Consider the following 15,802-nt stretch of genomic DNA (forward strand, 5'->3'; position numbering starts at 1 on the left):
ATCATACAAATCTAATAATTTTATTATATTACTGTAAGTATTTTCTTCATACATCTCCAAAGCCTTATCATAATTTTAATTTTTTATAAATATCAGCTAAACGACAATAATCATAATTGTCAAAATGATTAATTTCTATAAGTTTATTATACATTTCAATAGCTTTATCATATCTGTAAATATTTTCATATAAATGAGCCAAAGTTTTATAAACTTGATAGTCAATATTATCAGTATTATTTAGTAAATATTTCTCAAGTACATTAGCTCCTTTATCACATATATTCAAATCATAAGAATATATAGTTTCTAATCCGTCATAATATTCAAAATTATTAGGCTCTTCTTCTATAAGCTGATTAAATGCTTCTATCAAATATTTATAGTATTCAATCTCTTTATTATATAGATATCTTATCCAACGCCATTCATGTTTTTTAATATATTCTTTATATGCATCAATACCTTTCTGATACTCTCCTAAAGCCATATAAGATTTAGCTAATGCATTTATTGCACTGGTATTTTCTATATAATCACAAGAAGGATGAATTTCTAATACCTTCTCATAATTTTCTATTGCCTTATCATATTCTTTTTTCTCAAAATATGATAATCCTAAATACATAAAATCGCTTTGATCATGACGAGGAAGTTTTATTATTTCTTTAAACACTTCTATTCCTTTATCATATTTACCCAATTTAAAATATGATTCTCCTATCACAGTAAGATAATATTCTATATAATTACTATCATCAACAACATAGCTTTTATTTAACTTAACTGCTTTTTCAGCATACTCTATTGCCGCATAATAATTTTCATTTTCCCGATTAATATATCCTAAAAGATGCCAATATGCTGAATCATTTTCATTTAATTCTATAGCTTTTTTAATAAGTTTTAATGCATCATTATATTTTTCATTTCCTCTAAAATTATATAGATAATTGACTGCTGTATAGTATAATGTTTTATCATCATTAGGGTTTATTAACAAAACTTTTTTAAATAGCTTTTCTGCTTTTTTATTATCTCTATTAGAATAATATGCTCTTCCTAATAAAGTTAAAGCTTTTGTATCATTTTTATCTTTTTTAATATACTCTTTTAATACTTCTATAACTTTATCAATTATATTTTCATTATTATTCTCATCATTATTTTTATAATCTTCATCATTTTCTTTATTATCTGATTGATTATCAAATTCATCGGGTTCATAAGAACACTCTTTGTTTATTATATTTTCAATTTCTTCTAAAGTGTATGATTTTTTCATAGTATAGCTCCTATATTTTTATTATTTTTTATTATATAGAGGTACAAAAAACGGCTTCACGGTAGGTTTTTAAACAATAAATCAGTATAAATAATTACAGTTTATATAAAAATCTCTTATCACCTTTGAAATATCTTTCTATAAGTTTGTCCCTGTCTAAATGCCTTGTATAATTCATAATGTATCTTAAAGCCAAATCAATATACTCTTTGGAATTGTCTTTGTAATTTTCTTTTATATATTCTTTTAATACATAAAAGGCCTTATTAGGAGCAAATCTATGATTAGGACTGTATCCCAACATATAATCATATAAAAGCCTGTCGCATTTCTCTTTTATGTCATCATTTATAGAATTATTAACTTCTTCTCTGTCTTTCATAAGTTTTTTATAAAAATGTTCAAATAATTCATTGTATTCTGTTATGAAAAAAGGAAATGAAAATAAATCTCTATTTTCAAAATAATAATCAATATCTTCTTCATCGTATATAATATAACTTTTCATACAGTCATCTTTATTTTTGATATTGTATTTATCCAATTCTCTTTGGTACTCATCATCAAAATATTTATCAAGTCTTTCATCAAAATACTTCATTGCTTCATTCTTATTTTCGCTTCCCCATTCCATATTCCATCTTCTTGAATCAACTTCTCCGCTTTCAAAAAACTCATCAACCAATTCTTTAGTTTCAAAATATATATATCCATTCTTTCTATACTTTTCAGAAATCATTTCTTTTTTATCTTCTTCATCATACTCTTTTCTTTCTTTTTCTATAAAATCTCTGTACTCTCCGTTATCATATTCATAATACCAAGAAGGAATTAATAGTTCATACATTCCATCATCTTCTGCATATACATGCAATTCTGAAAACTCATCATCTAGTATAGGAAATTTATCATTATGATACTTTTCATAAATCTCTGGAAATTTATCCTTTTCTAATAAACATTTATAATCCCCGCCCAATAAGTCTTTTTGTATTTCTGGGTCTGGATGCACAAACTGTTCAAAGTTAATTCTTATTAAATATTTTTCTAATACTCTTATAAAAGTATATACTGAACAATTATGATGATCATTTATTATGAGTTTATCTGATTCTTCTATTTCTATATTATTTTTTTCTATAAGTTTATCAAGTTCTTTTAAGAAATAGTTTAATGAATGTTTGCTATAATAGTAATCGTTTTTATTTTGTATAATATATTTTTTATTTTGTCTGTTTAATTCTTCCATAAGATTATTTCCTTTTAAATTTTTAATTTAATTATAATCTTAAGGTATGACAAATTCTGACACTTTTTTTGAATATAAATTAAATAGAATTTTTTTTAATTTTTTATCAATTTTTTTATAATAACTAAATTTTGCGACAATTTCTGTCATAGTGATATGCTATATTAATAATATAAAATAAATATTAAATACAGGAGGCTTTATATGGCTCAAAATTTTTACTGCGAATACTGCGGAACAAGATATTCTTCAATAGGTGCTCTTACAGGCGGAGCTTGTATCAAACATCCAGATGGCCCAAATAAAGGAAAGCATAAACTATATGAAGGCGGAGAAAAATCAGATTATTTCTGTAAATATTGCGGAAATAAGTATCATTCAATAGCTTCACTGACAAATGGACATTGTATTAAACATCCAAATGGTCCTAACAAAGGATATCATTCACCAGCTTTATAAACAAATTATTTTTTATTTTTGTGCATAGTAATTTATTTTATTATGCACATATTTTATTTATTAATGAAATAAAACCTTATAAAAATACAGCAGCAAAAATAATAGATATAATTAATATCAGATGAATTTAATAAAAATTAATTAATATTAAAGTGCTTGATCTATATTTTTTAATCAGGTACTTTAAAATTATTCTATGATATCAAAAAGTTCTTTTATTATTTTAGGATGCAATATTTTAGAAGTATGGAAAGGGATAACCATTCTTTTATTACCTTTTTTATATATCCTGTGACTTCCCTTTTATCTATCTAAAATAAAACCATTACAAAATAAAAGTTTTTCAGCTTCTTTAGCATTTAGTCTAGGTAATTTATCTTTCAAGTGCAACCTCTATAGGAGTTATTGAATAATCTTTATTCTCTAATTGCTTTAATTCATCTTCACTCATAGTTTCTAAATAAAGCTCTATAGCTTCTTTTATATTTAACTTAACTTCTTCAAAAGTATCACCTTCACTTACACAGCCTTTAAGCTCTGGTACAAAAGCAAAATATCCATTTTCATCTTTTTCTATTATAGTATTTATAATCATATAAAATCCTTTTATTTATATTTAAACTATTATATAAAAATAAATAAAAAAGTAAAATCATTTATTATGTTTACCATATAATTTATTAAATAACCTGTCAATAAAATATTCTATATAACCTAAAAGTGCAAAAAATAAAGTGATAAAAAATACATTTCTTAATACTGTTTTAAGTCCGTATTTATCTATATCAACAAAAAAGTAAGGATAATAACTTCCGTCTGAAAAAGGACTTCCTATTCTAGCCCTTACAAGTACAAACACAAAATATAAAAGCGGTATTATAAGCCAAAGAATAGGGTCTATTATTTTATAAATGCCTTTCTTATCAAAAATTATATAATCAAAAATAGTCATAATAGGAAGTATATAATGAAGTATAATATTTCTAATATAATCAATACCTTCTAATTTACCAGAAGTAGGACTCAATAAAAAATGATAAACTAAAAATGTAACTGTTATAGACATAGTAACAGCACCTTTAAATCTTGGATAAAATGTTTCTTTTTTCTTTATAATATTGAAAATATCTAAAATAAAATATACGATAACAAGTATATTGCTTTGATATGTGAAGTAGTATGCTGTTTCTATATCAAGTTTTATATTTGTAAAATTACTGCCATAAAAAAATCCATTAAGTACGGCGAAAGCCCCAATTATAATTATTACTATTTTGTATATTATAGAGAAAATTGACATACTACACTCATAAAAACATTAATATTTATTAAACATTATAAATCTTTTTATAAATAAAAAAGATGAACAGAAAAAATAAATCTGAGCATCTTTTTTATTATTAATTATAATATAATTATGCAATAGGCATTATACTAAAGTTCATAGACTCTATTACTCTAAGCAAAGCGTACGCCGTATCTAATGATGTAATGCAAGATATATTATTTTCAGCAGATGCCCTTCTTAATTCCAAACTATCAGAATGAGTCTGACTGTTAGTTTCTATTGTATTTATAACATAATCAACCCTTCCAAGTCTTATAGTATCTACTATATTTTCAAAACCTTCTTCATCAATCTTTGAAACCTCTTTAACATAAAGACCTTCTCTTCTTAAGAAATTGGCAGTACCTTTTGTAGCATATATTCCATAACCAATATTAGAAAATCTTTTAGCCAAATCTAATACCTCATCTTTATGATTATCAGATATGGTAAGAAGCACATTTCCCTGAAGAGGTATTTTAATTCCGCTTGCTATCAATGCCTTATATAAAGCCTTCTCAAAATTAACATCAAAACCTAAAGCCTCTCCAGTACTTTTCATCTCAGGACCAAGTATAGTATCAACTCTTCTTAATTTGGCAAAGGAAAATACAGGAGCTTTAACAAATACATTTTTAGATTCTTCTTTATATATATTATTATAACCCTGATCTTTTAATGACTTTCCAAGTATACACATAGTTGCAGCATTAGCCATAGGAATATTTGTTATCTTACTTAAAAACGGTACCGTTCTGCTGCTTCTGGGATTAACCTCAAGAACATAAACATCATCATTTTTATCAACTATAAACTGTATATTATAAAGCCCTATAAAATTAAATCCTTCTCCTATTCTTTTAGTATAATCAATAATAGTATCTTTTACTTTTTTTGAAATAGTCTGTGCTGGATATACACTTATAGAATCCCCAGAGTGAATACCAGCTCTTTCAATATGCTCCATAATACCAGCAATAAATACATTATTCTCACTGTCTGCAATAGCATCAATTTCTATTTCCTTACCTATAACATATTTATCAATCAATATAGGAGCTTTATTGCTTATCTCTTTTACAGCAGTCTCCATATATATTTTTAAAGAAACATCATTATCAACTATCTCCATAGCACGTCCACCAAGTACGTAGCTCGGACGCACTAAAACAGGATATCCTATATCTTTAGCTATTATCACAGCTTCATCTATTGTAAAAGCAGTTTTTCCTTTAGGCTGCGGTATATCAAGAGATTTTAACATCTCTTCAAATTCATGTCTGTCTTCTGCTTTATTAATATTTTCTAATGAAGTACCTAATATATTAACTCCATGCATAACTAATTTTTCTGCCAAGTTAATAGCAGTCTGTCCGCCGAACTGTACTATAACCCCTCTTGGTTTTTCTAATTCTACTATATGCATAACATCTTCTATAGTAAGAGGTTCAAAATAAAGTTTATCCGATATTGAAAAGTCTGTTGATACTGTTTCTGGATTATTGTTTATCACTATAGCCTCATATCCTGCCTCTCGTATAGTCATAACACAGTGAACAGTGGAATAATCAAACTCAACACCCTGCCCTATTCTAATAGGTCCAGATCCTAATACTACTATACTTTCTTTTCCGCTTTTAAAAGATTCATTTTCTTTTTCATAAGTAGAATAAAAATAAGGAGTCTCACTTTCAAACTCACCCGCACAAGTATCAACCATTTTGTATACTGGTACTATATTATTTTCATGTCTTAATTTATATAAATCAATCTCTTCAATACCCCAAACTTTTGATATATAGCTATCAGAAAATCCTCTCTCTTTGCATTCTCTCAATACATCTATATTCATTTTATTATTTTCTAATTTTTCTTCTAGTATAATTATATTTTTTATTTTTTCTAAAAAGAATCTGTCTATATGAGTAATATATATAATATCATTAATATCCTCTCCCCTTCTTAAGAGTTCGGCTATAATAAATATTCTCAAATCATCTCTTAATTCTATACGTTCCCATAATTTTTTGGTGGTATAATTAGAAACATCATTATGAATTATATGATCGCATTTTATCTCAAGAGAACGAACAGCTTTTAAAAATGACTCTTCAAAATTACGTCCTATGCTCATAACTTCGCCTGTAGCTTTCATCTGAGTGCCAAGCTGTCTGTCGGCATTAGGAAATTTATCAAAAGGAAGTCTTGGGAATTTTGTAACTATATAGTCAATAGAAGGCTCAAAGCAGGCATAACTTTTTTTTGTAATAGGATTAAGTATTTCATCTAAAGTCATACCCACAGCTATTTTCGCACTAATTTTGGCAATAGGATAACCTGTAGCCTTACTGGCCAAAGCACTGGAACGAGATACTCTAGGATTAACTTCTATTATATAATAATTAAAACTTTTAGGGTCAAGTGCAAGCTGCACATTGCATCCCCCGCAAATTTTTAAAGCTCTTATTATTTTAAGGCTTGCATTTCTAAGCATTTGATTTTCTCTGTCACTTAATGTCTGACAAGGAGCTACTACTATACTATCCCCTGTATGTATACCAACAGGGTCAACATTTTCCATATTACATACCACTATAGCATTGTCATTATTATCACGCATAACTTCATATTCTATCTCTTTATATCCAGCAATACTTTTTTCAACCAAGCATTCATGTACAGGGCTTATTTTTAATCCGCTTTCGCATATTTCTATTAACTCTTTTTCATTACGTGCAAATCCGCCTCCTGTGCCGCCAAGAGTGTATGCAGGACGAACCACCAAGTGATACCCTATTTTATTTGCAAAAGCAACAGCCTCTTCTACACTATGCACTATAACACTGTCTGGTACAGGCTCATTAATATCATTCATAAGTTTTTTAAAAAGCTCTCTGTCTTCAGCACAGTTTATAGCATTTAAATCCGTTCCTAAAATTTCAACATTATATTCATCTAATATCCCGCTTTCAGCAAGCTCAACAACCAAATTAAGCCCAGTCTGCCCTCCCAAAGAACCAAGTATTGCATCTGGTCTTTCTTTATAAATTATTCTCTTTGCAAAATCCAAATTAATAGGCTCAATATAAACTTTATCTGCCACAGCACTATCAGTCATTATAGTTGCAGGATTAGAATTTATAAGTATAACCTCATATCCTTCTTCTTTTAAAGATTGGCAAGCCTGAGTACCAGCATAATCAAACTCGGCAGCCTGACCTATAACTATAGGACCTGAACCTATTACTAATATTTTTTTTATATCATTTCTTTTAGGCATTCTTTACCCCTTCATTCATCATATTAATAAACTTATCAAATAAATATTTACTGTCCTCAGGCCCTGGATTAGACTCTGGGTGATACTGAACAGAAAATACAGGATATTTTTTATGTTTAACTCCCTCTACACTTCCGTCATTTAAAGATACATGTGTCATAATTAAATTAGTATTATTTAAACTCTCTTTCTCAACAGCATAGCTATGATTCTGACTTGTTATGCTCACTTTTGAAGTTTCTAAATCTTTGACAGGGTGATTGCCTCCCCTATGTCCGAATTTTAATTTAATTGTATTTGCTCCGCATGCCAAACTTATAAGCTGATGTCCTAAACATATACCAAATATTGGCACTTTTCCTATAAGTTCTCTTATAGTATTAATTGATTCTTTTACATCTTTGGGATCCCCTGGTCCGTTTGAAAGCATTATACCGTCTGGATTTAAACTCATTATAGTTTTATAATCTGTATCATAAGGAACTACTACCAAATCACAGTTTCTTTTGCTTAATTCTCTTATTATTCCAAGTTTTGCTCCGAAATCAATTAATATAACCTTTTTTCCTCTGTTTGGTATAGGAAAGGCATTTTTTGTAGAAACCCTTTTTACATGATCATTCATATAAGGAGTCTCTTTAAGAATTTTTACTATATCATCTTTATTATCTATAGTATCGCTCATCACAGCTTTAAGAGTACCTGCTTCTCTTATTTTTTTTGTTATCTCTCTTGTATCAATATTTTCTATAGCTGGAATATTTTTTAATTTTAAAAACTCGTCTATAGTTTCAGCACTCCTAAAATTATTAGGACTCTTACAAGCCTCTTTAACTACAAATCCAAATATAGCTGGATTCAAACTTTCAAAATCATCTCTGTTTATACCGTAATTGCCTATCAATGGATAAGTCATAACTGTTATTTGTCCGCAGTATGATAAATCTGAAAGTATTTCCTGATAACCTGTCATAGATGTATTAAAAACCAATTCCCCTATTCTAAAATTATCAGAACCAAATCCTATGCCTTCATAATGACTTCCGTCTTCAAGTATTAAATAACGTTTCAATTTTAGCCTTCCTATTATTCTAAATTTTTTTTAGATTTTTGATTAAAATAAAAAAAAGATTGGAAATCAACAAAATGTCAATCTCCAATCTTTTTTAAGATTATTAAACACTGCATCGTTTGCAGAACTTTCTTTAATTTATATTTCTTATAATTCATAACATTATTTTTTATATTTTATTTTGATACACTATAACATATATAATTAATATTACAATCATTTTTTACAAAAAGTAAGATAAATATATACTGAAAATTTTTAAGTTTGTTATTTTTTTTATTCAACTTTTCCCGCCTTTGCTCTGCGGGCTTCGCCAAAAGAACCTTATATCCTCGACAAGCTCGGATACACTTCGAGAAAGTACAAGTATTGAAATTATTATAAAATCGTACTAATTAGTACTACATGTATGATAAATTGCTAAATTTAGTATAATATATATCATTTCGCTGCCAAAGGCACGCAGGCGATAAGTAGGGATGTGCACGACTGTGTACTTCGCAGGGCTAGTTACCATAAATACTAAAATTTAAAAATTAATTTTTTGACAAACTATATTTGTTTAGGTATATATTACACATGTTATAAAAATTTATTTTTATTTTATAAAGTAATTAAAGAAGTTTTTAAACAATCAATTATAATACTAAAATATAAAACTTTTACCTAACATTAATAGATAAAAAGCCTTGAAAAATTATTGTTTATATTATATTCTATATTTAATACTGCTAATGATAATTATTTTTATTAATTAATAACAATAAAGGATAATACTATGAAAACTTGGAATGGACTTTTAAGAGAGTACAAAGAATATTTACCTATTACAGATAAAACCCCACTTATTACATTAAATGAGGGAAATACTCCATTAATAAAAGCTGAAAAAATAGGAAAAGAACTTGGCGGAATAGAGTTATATTTTAAATATGATGGTCTTAATCCTACAGGCTCATTCAAAGATAGAGGAATGGTAATGGCAGTTGCTAAGGCACTTGAAGAAGGTTCAAAAGCTATTATGTGTGCTTCTACTGGAAATACTTCTGCATCAGCCGCTGCTTATGCTGCAAGAAGTGGTATTCAATGTATAGTAGTTATACCAGATGGTAATATTGCTTTTGGAAAATTAGCTCAGGCTTTGATGTACGGAGCTAAAGTTATAGCTATTAAAGGAAATTTTGATGAAGCATTAAAAGCTGTTGTAGATATTACAAATAAATATCCTATTACATTAGTAAACTCAATTAACCCTTTCAGACTTCAGGGACAAAAAACTTCCGCATTTGAAATTTGCGATGCATTAGGAAAAGCACCTGATTATTTGGCTATACCTGTTGGAAATGCTGGAAATATATCTGCTTATTGGATGGGTTTTAAAGAATATAAAGAAAATGGAAAAGTATCAAACTTACCTAAAATGATAGGTTTTGAGGCTGAAGGATGTGCTGCCATAGTGCAAAATAAAGTAATAGAAAATCCTCAAACTATTGCCACAGCTATAAAAATCGGTAATCCTGCAAGCTGGAAATTGGCTGTTAATGCTTCTAATGAATCAAAAGGATTTATAGATTCTGTTACTGATGATGAAATATTAGAGGCTTATAAAATGCTCACAAGAGAAGAAGGAATATTTGCTGAACCTGCTTCTGCTGCTTCTCTTGCTGGAGTTATAAAAACTTATAAGGCTGGAAAATTAAACAAAGGCGATACTGTAGTTTCTGTACTTACAGGCAACGGACTTAAAGACCCAGATAACGCTATAAAAATTTGCTCTACTCCTATAAAAGTTGATAATAACATAGAAGAAATAAGGAAGGCTATAGGAATATAATATGAATAAAGCTCAAAAGAAAAACAATAAAGAAAATAAAAATAATATAACAAACAAAAAACTTGTAACTTTTAAAATACCTGCTACTAGTGCTAATATAGGTTCTGCTTTTGACAGTGTGGGACTAGCTTTAGATTTATATAATGAAATACATATATACGAAAATACTAATTCTAAAAAAATAGATTTTGAAATAACAGGCGAAGGTGAAAAAGAAATATCAAAAGATGATAATATGATACTTTCTGCTATGAAACTGGTATTTAAAAGATTAAAAGCAAAACCTGATAAAGGATATATAATAAAATGTATAAATAGAATACCGCTTTCAAGAGGGCTTGGAAGCAGTTCGGCGGCTATAATAGGAGGTTTATTATCTGCAAATTACATATTGGGAAATAAACTTTCTCTTGAAAATGAAATATTAAATATGTCAGTTCAGCTTGAAGGACACCCAGACAATGTATCGCCTGCTATATTAGGAGGGATAATATCTGGTGTTGTAAGAAAAGATGAAGATTTTAAATATGTTAAAATAAATCCTCCTAAAGGATTAAAAGCAGTAGTTGCAATACCTAATTTTTATTTAAGTACAGAAAAAGCTAGAAATGCTCTTCCTAAAGAGATTAGCTTAAAAGATGCTATATTTAATATTTCAAGGGCAGCACTTCTTACTTCTGCATTATCTTCTAACAGACTTGATTTGCTTGAAGTTGCAACTGACGATAAACTTCATCAGGACTACAGAGCTAAATTTATACCTGGTCTGAAAGATTTATTTAAACAAGTGAAAACAGCTGGGGCATACTCTGTTACTATAAGCGGAGCAGGCTCTTCAATACTTGCTTTGGTTAAAGATGATGAAAAAATAATCAAAAAAGTTTCTAATGCTATGGAAAATAGTTTTTCTAAAAAGAAAATCAAATCAGAAATAAAAGTTCTTAATATACCTAAAAAAGGCATTATTATAAAATAATATAAACAAATATTAAAGAAGCATGCTATTTTTTTTAATAGCATGTTTTTTTATTTAATATATTTATTGATTTATATATTTTTGATAATATAATAATTTCAGAATTACAAAATAATATATTAAAATATTAAAGGAATTATTATGTCAAAAATATTAACTAGTCTTATATTAATAAGCATTATAATAAGCTGTTCAAATAATACAATCAATAAAACTATAACAGCATCAAATTATTCAGATAAAAATAATTGGCTTAATATAGCAGAAAATCAAAATGAAAGAGAATCTGATGTTTTTTATCTATATCCTACAACTTGGTCAAGAGCAAATACTAACGAAGATATGATATACCCTATAGATTCGCCTTCTATGAGAAGATATACTACAAATGTAATGACTGAACAAACTGGAATATTTGAAGAAATAGCAAGTATATATGCTCCGTTTTATAGGCAGGCTGATGCTATATATCTTTTGGATAAAAATAACAATATAAGCGAAGAAGAGAAAAATAAATATTTTTATTCCGCTCCAAAGGAAGATGCAATTGCAGCATTTGATTATTATATAAAAAATTATAATAACGGAAGACCTTTTATATTAGCAGGACATTCTCAGGGTGCTATGATGATAAAACAAATACTCATAGACTATTTAAAAACAAATGAAAACTTAAAAAACAGAATGATTGCAGCTTATATATTCGGATATTCTGTTACTAAAAAAGACCTAGAAGAAAATCCTCATTTGAGATTTGCAAATAATGAATATGATACTGGAGTTATAATATCTTATAATACAGAAAGTCCTAATTTTAACGGATATAATCCTACTCTTCTTGAAGAATCAATAGCAATTAATCCCATAACTTGGACTACTGAAGAAACTTTAGCATCAAAAGAGCAGAGTTTAGGAGCTAATATATATACAAATTATGGTGTTCCCACAAAAATAGCAGATGCTAAAGTAGATAAAAAAAGAGGCGTTGTAAAATGCAGTACTATAAATGCTGATGATTTTTATTTTGGAGAACAAAGTATTTTTGAAAAAGGTGTTTATCATGCTTATGATATATCGCTTTATTATTATGATTTGAAAGAAAATGCTAAAAAGAGACTTAATGCTTTTTGGAAATAAAATTGTTTAATATAAATAAAAAAATGGGCAAGATAGTAATACAATTATCCTGCCCTAAACAAGGTTTATAAAATATAAATATACGAAATTGTCTTAATTTAATTAGCTACAAATTCTTTGCCCCTCTTATCAAGAACATTCAAACTTATAGCATTGAGTCTTACTGTTTCATAATTATCTATCTCTAATATCTCAACAACACCAACTACTTCAATCCAGTCTTGAGGATTAGGTATATTTCCGTTATAATTAAACTCAAATCCTGCAACTCCGTCATATCCGCAGCATCCTGGTCCGTATCTGAATACAAAGTTGAGTTTTTCTCCAGTCTCTTCGTCAGTAAAGCCGTCATATATTCCTTCAAGTTTTATTAATTTTCCTCTATAGTCATCAGGATTGAGATAAACATCATTGCATTGATTGATAAACATTCTCTCTTTAATTTCTATAATACTGTTCATATCAATAGCATTCATATTAACTTTCACAGATGAAGTTTCTTTCTGATTATTTTCTGTTTTATCTCTAGGATTACCGTAATCATATTTTTTTTGAGGTATGTCTACATAATTTTTTTCTATATCAAACCAGCCGTCATTATACTCTTTTTTTGAGCATGATAAAATTAAAATCATTATAAATAAAAATAATATATATTTAAACTTCATTATTATCTCCTTAATCATCTTTTTAATACTTTTCCTATTACAGAAAATATTAAAAGCATAGCCAAATTCACCATAACAATGCATGCTCCTGTAGGATATTCTAATTGAAATGAAAGAACTATTCCTACAAAAAAGCAAAACACCGATAATATTGCCGATGAAATTATAACTCCCTTAAAAGTGTTAAACACCCTCATAGAAGTTAATGCTGGAAATATTATAAGGCTAGATATAAGCATAGCTCCCATCATTCTCATACCTAATACTATAATCAAAGATGTAAGTATAGATATAAGCGTATTATAAAACCCTATATTAATACCAACAGCACGGGCAAAGTTTTCGTCAAAAGTTACTAAAAATATTTTGTTATAAAACAATATATAAAGAACTATTACTATTATACTAACTGCTATGCTTATATAAACTTCGCTTTTGCTCATAGCAAGTATACTTCCAAACATGTAGTTACATACGTCTGTGTTAATACCTGTCTTTACAGTAATAGCTATAATACCGACAGCTAAAGATACGCTTGATATTAAAGCAATAGCAGCATCACCTTTTATCTTACTATTTTCACTTAATCTCAAAAGCAGTATCGATGCCAAAGCTACTATAGGTATAGAAAGCTGAAGAGTAGAAAATCCAAGCATCATAGAAAGAGACAAAGCACCAAACCCAACATTAGAAAGCCCTATACCTATCATAGAATATCTCTTTAATACCAAATTAACTCCCAAAAGTGCAGCACATAATGAAACCAATATTCCAACTATAACAGCCCTAATAATAAAAGTATATGAAAAAAGTTCCTGAAGCAAAGCAATCATTTCATATCCTCCCCTGATATTCTTTTATATATATCAGTTTTTATATATTCTTCTGTTGTTCCGAAAAAAAGAATATTTTTATTTAAATGAAGTATCTTATTAGAATATTTTACAGCACTTGCTATATCATGAGAAACCATTATTATAGTAACTTCATTATTAAGCTTTTTTATTAGATTATATAGGTCAACTGTAGCTATAGGGTCTAATCCAGTAGAAGGTTCATCTAATATAAGTAACTCTTTAGTAGAACATAATGCTCTTGCTAATGCCACTCTTTGCTGCTGACCGCCTGATAAATCTTTATATGACTTATTTTTTAAATTTTCTATATTAAGTTTTTTCAAATTTTCTAATGCCGTTTTTTTATCATTATTAGTATAAAACGGAAGAAATTTTTTATTATTAAGTCTTCCAGAAATCACCACTTCAAATACACTTGCAGGAAATGATTTCTGTACTATCCCCTGCTGAGGCAAATATCCTATTTCATTTTTCTTTATATTATCAAACGTTATACTTCCTTTTTTAGGCTTCATTAGTCCAAGTATGGTTTTTATTAATGTAGTTTTGCCAGAACCATTTTCACCTATTATAGAAAGATAATCTCCTTTTGATAAAGAGAAATTAATATTTGATAATACTTCATTACTATCATAAAATACTGATAAATCTTTTATAGCCAACATATTTTAATTCAAACCCTTTTTTAAACTTTCCAAATTATCTCTCATAATAGATAAATATGAAGCCCCATCATCAAACTCTTTTTTAGTTACATTTTGTGCAGAATGAAGTTTTAATTTTGTTACCCCAGTCTGTTCTATAAGAGTATTTGCTATTTTTTCATTGCTTAATTCTATATAGTAAAGATAAGGTATATTATTATCTTTTATATAGCCTATTAAATATGTTAATGTTTTAGGACTTACATCCGACTGGCTGCTGCATCCGTTAAAAGGGGCTCGGTAGTTAAGTCCGTATTCATCTGCCAAATATCTGAAAGGAAATCTGTCCCCGAATACTATATCTTTTCTTTTTGATGAGTTTATTGTTTCTCTAAAATCATTATCGAGTAGATAGAGTTCACTATTATATTTATCAGCATTAGCTTTGTATATATCTGCATTATTAGGGTCTATTTCGGACATAGCTTTACTTATAGCATTAACCATTAAAACAGCATTTTTTGGCGAAGTCCATATATGCTCATCATAAACCCCTTCATGGATATGCGTTTCTAAAATATCATCATGCTCATCATGATTTGCTTCATCTTCATGATTATGATCTTCATCATGCTCCATACCTTCAACAATCTCCTCATCTAAAGCATTTACATAATCAATTAACTTAATTATCTTCTTACCGTTGGTATCCATTGAAGATATTACCTTTTCAGCCCACTCTTCGCTTTCTCCTCCTATATAAATAAATACATCAGCATTCTGTATATCTATTATATCTGAAGGCGAAGCATTAAATGAATGAATCTCTACTCCAGGTCTTATTATCATTTGAAGGCTAGAATTATCTAATAATATATTCCTTGCAAAGTCGTATATTGGAAATATTGTAGTTACAACTTTTATTTTATTGTTTTCTTTACTTGTATCATCATAATTTGATGATTTATTAGTATTACATGATAATACTGATATAATAAAAAATGAGAATTAATA

The 15,802-nt window shown here is 28.0% G+C and carries 14 protein-coding genes and 1 pseudogene; 4 read left to right on the forward strand and 11 right to left on the reverse strand.

The window, feature by feature from the left end; translation table 11 throughout:
• Positions 1 to 67: 67 nt before the first annotated feature.
• Both KQ44_RS06495 and KQ44_RS06500 read right to left on the reverse strand, forming a co-directional pair.
• Complete coding sequence (locus KQ44_RS06495) at positions 68 to 1,285, reverse strand: tetratricopeptide repeat protein (RefSeq protein ID WP_240516518.1); 1,218 nt, start codon at positions 1,283 to 1,285, stop codon at positions 68 to 70.
• Between the two features lie 94 nt (positions 1,286 to 1,379).
• A complete protein-coding gene (locus KQ44_RS06500) occupies positions 1,380 to 2,534 on the reverse strand; it encodes a hypothetical protein (RefSeq protein WP_096736735.1) in 1,155 nt (384 codons plus the stop codon).
• A 204-nt stretch (positions 2,535 to 2,738) separates the two neighbouring features.
• On the opposite strand from KQ44_RS06500, the gene KQ44_RS06505 reads away from it, so the two are divergent.
• Positions 2,739 to 2,993 carry a hypothetical protein gene (locus tag KQ44_RS06505; RefSeq protein WP_096736736.1) on the forward strand — a complete coding sequence of 85 codons (255 nt, stop codon included), beginning with the start codon at positions 2,739 to 2,741 and terminating at the stop codon, positions 2,991 to 2,993.
• 189 nt (positions 2,994 to 3,182) lie between these two features.
• Here KQ44_RS06505 and KQ44_RS15565 read toward each other — a convergent pair.
• The 5 genes and pseudogenes from KQ44_RS15565 to carA form a co-directional block, all read right to left on the reverse strand.
• Positions 3,183 to 3,284: pseudogene (locus KQ44_RS15565) on the reverse strand (hypothetical protein); the annotation flags it as partial.
• A gap of 82 nt (positions 3,285 to 3,366) precedes the next feature.
• Positions 3,367 to 3,588, reverse strand: coding sequence for a type II toxin-antitoxin system HicB family antitoxin (locus tag KQ44_RS06515; RefSeq protein WP_096736737.1), 222 nt, complete (start codon positions 3,586 to 3,588; stop codon positions 3,367 to 3,369).
• A 57-nt stretch (positions 3,589 to 3,645) separates the two neighbouring features.
• Positions 3,646 to 4,293, reverse strand: a complete 648-nt coding sequence (locus tag KQ44_RS06520; protein ID WP_096736738.1) for a Pr6Pr family membrane protein — start codon at positions 4,291 to 4,293, stop codon at positions 3,646 to 3,648.
• A 115-nt stretch (positions 4,294 to 4,408) separates the two neighbouring features.
• Positions 4,409 to 7,600: a carbamoyl-phosphate synthase large subunit gene (gene carB / locus KQ44_RS06525; RefSeq protein ID WP_096736739.1), complete on the reverse strand. Its 3,192-nt coding sequence runs from the start codon at positions 7,598 to 7,600 to the stop codon at positions 4,409 to 4,411.
• The gene (gene carA / locus KQ44_RS06530; RefSeq protein ID WP_096736740.1) at positions 7,593 to 8,672 is read right to left on the reverse strand and encodes a glutamine-hydrolyzing carbamoyl-phosphate synthase small subunit; all 1,080 of its coding nucleotides are present in this window, start codon (positions 8,670 to 8,672) and stop codon (positions 7,593 to 7,595) included. Before carA ends, carB begins: the two co-directional genes overlap by 8 nt.
• A 778-nt stretch (positions 8,673 to 9,450) precedes the next feature.
• Here carA and thrC point away from each other — a divergent pair.
• From thrC to KQ44_RS06545, 3 genes are all read left to right on the forward strand, one after another.
• Entirely contained in the window at positions 9,451 to 10,506 is a 1,056-nt protein-coding gene (gene thrC, locus KQ44_RS06535) for a threonine synthase (RefSeq protein WP_096736741.1), read from the forward strand.
• 1 nt (position 10,507) lies between these two features.
• Positions 10,508 to 11,482, forward strand: coding sequence for a homoserine kinase (gene thrB / locus KQ44_RS06540; RefSeq protein WP_096736742.1), 975 nt, complete (start codon positions 10,508 to 10,510; stop codon positions 11,480 to 11,482).
• Between the two features lie 141 nt (positions 11,483 to 11,623).
• Positions 11,624 to 12,619 carry a DUF3089 domain-containing protein gene (locus KQ44_RS06545; RefSeq protein WP_096736743.1) on the forward strand — a complete coding sequence of 332 codons (996 nt, stop codon included), beginning with the start codon at positions 11,624 to 11,626 and terminating at the stop codon, positions 12,617 to 12,619.
• A gap of 98 nt (positions 12,620 to 12,717) precedes the next feature.
• Here the strand turns inward: KQ44_RS06545 and KQ44_RS06550 are convergent, their stop codons facing one another.
• The 4 genes from KQ44_RS06550 to KQ44_RS06565 are packed head-to-tail and all read right to left on the reverse strand — an operon-like array spanning position 12,718 to position 15,784.
• Positions 12,718 to 13,287, reverse strand: a complete 570-nt coding sequence (locus tag KQ44_RS06550) for a hypothetical protein (protein ID WP_096736744.1) — start codon at positions 13,285 to 13,287, stop codon at positions 12,718 to 12,720.
• A gap of 14 nt (positions 13,288 to 13,301) precedes the next feature.
• Positions 13,302 to 14,120 (reverse strand): metal ABC transporter permease, encoded by an 819-nt coding sequence (locus KQ44_RS06555; RefSeq protein WP_096736745.1) that lies wholly within the window; start codon positions 14,118 to 14,120, stop codon positions 13,302 to 13,304.
• Positions 14,117 to 14,809, reverse strand: coding sequence for a metal ABC transporter ATP-binding protein (locus tag KQ44_RS06560; RefSeq protein ID WP_096736746.1), 693 nt, complete (start codon positions 14,807 to 14,809; stop codon positions 14,117 to 14,119). Before KQ44_RS06560 ends, KQ44_RS06555 begins: the two co-directional genes overlap by 4 nt.
• Before the next feature lie 3 nt (positions 14,810 to 14,812).
• A complete protein-coding gene (locus KQ44_RS06565; protein WP_096736747.1) occupies positions 14,813 to 15,784 on the reverse strand; it encodes a metal ABC transporter substrate-binding protein in 972 nt (323 codons plus the stop codon).
• Positions 15,785 to 15,802 lie beyond the last annotated feature (18 nt).

Source organism: Brachyspira sp. G79, assembly GCF_002379365.1.
In the GTDB taxonomy this organism is placed as follows: domain Bacteria; phylum Spirochaetota; class Brachyspiria; order Brachyspirales; family Brachyspiraceae; genus Brachyspira.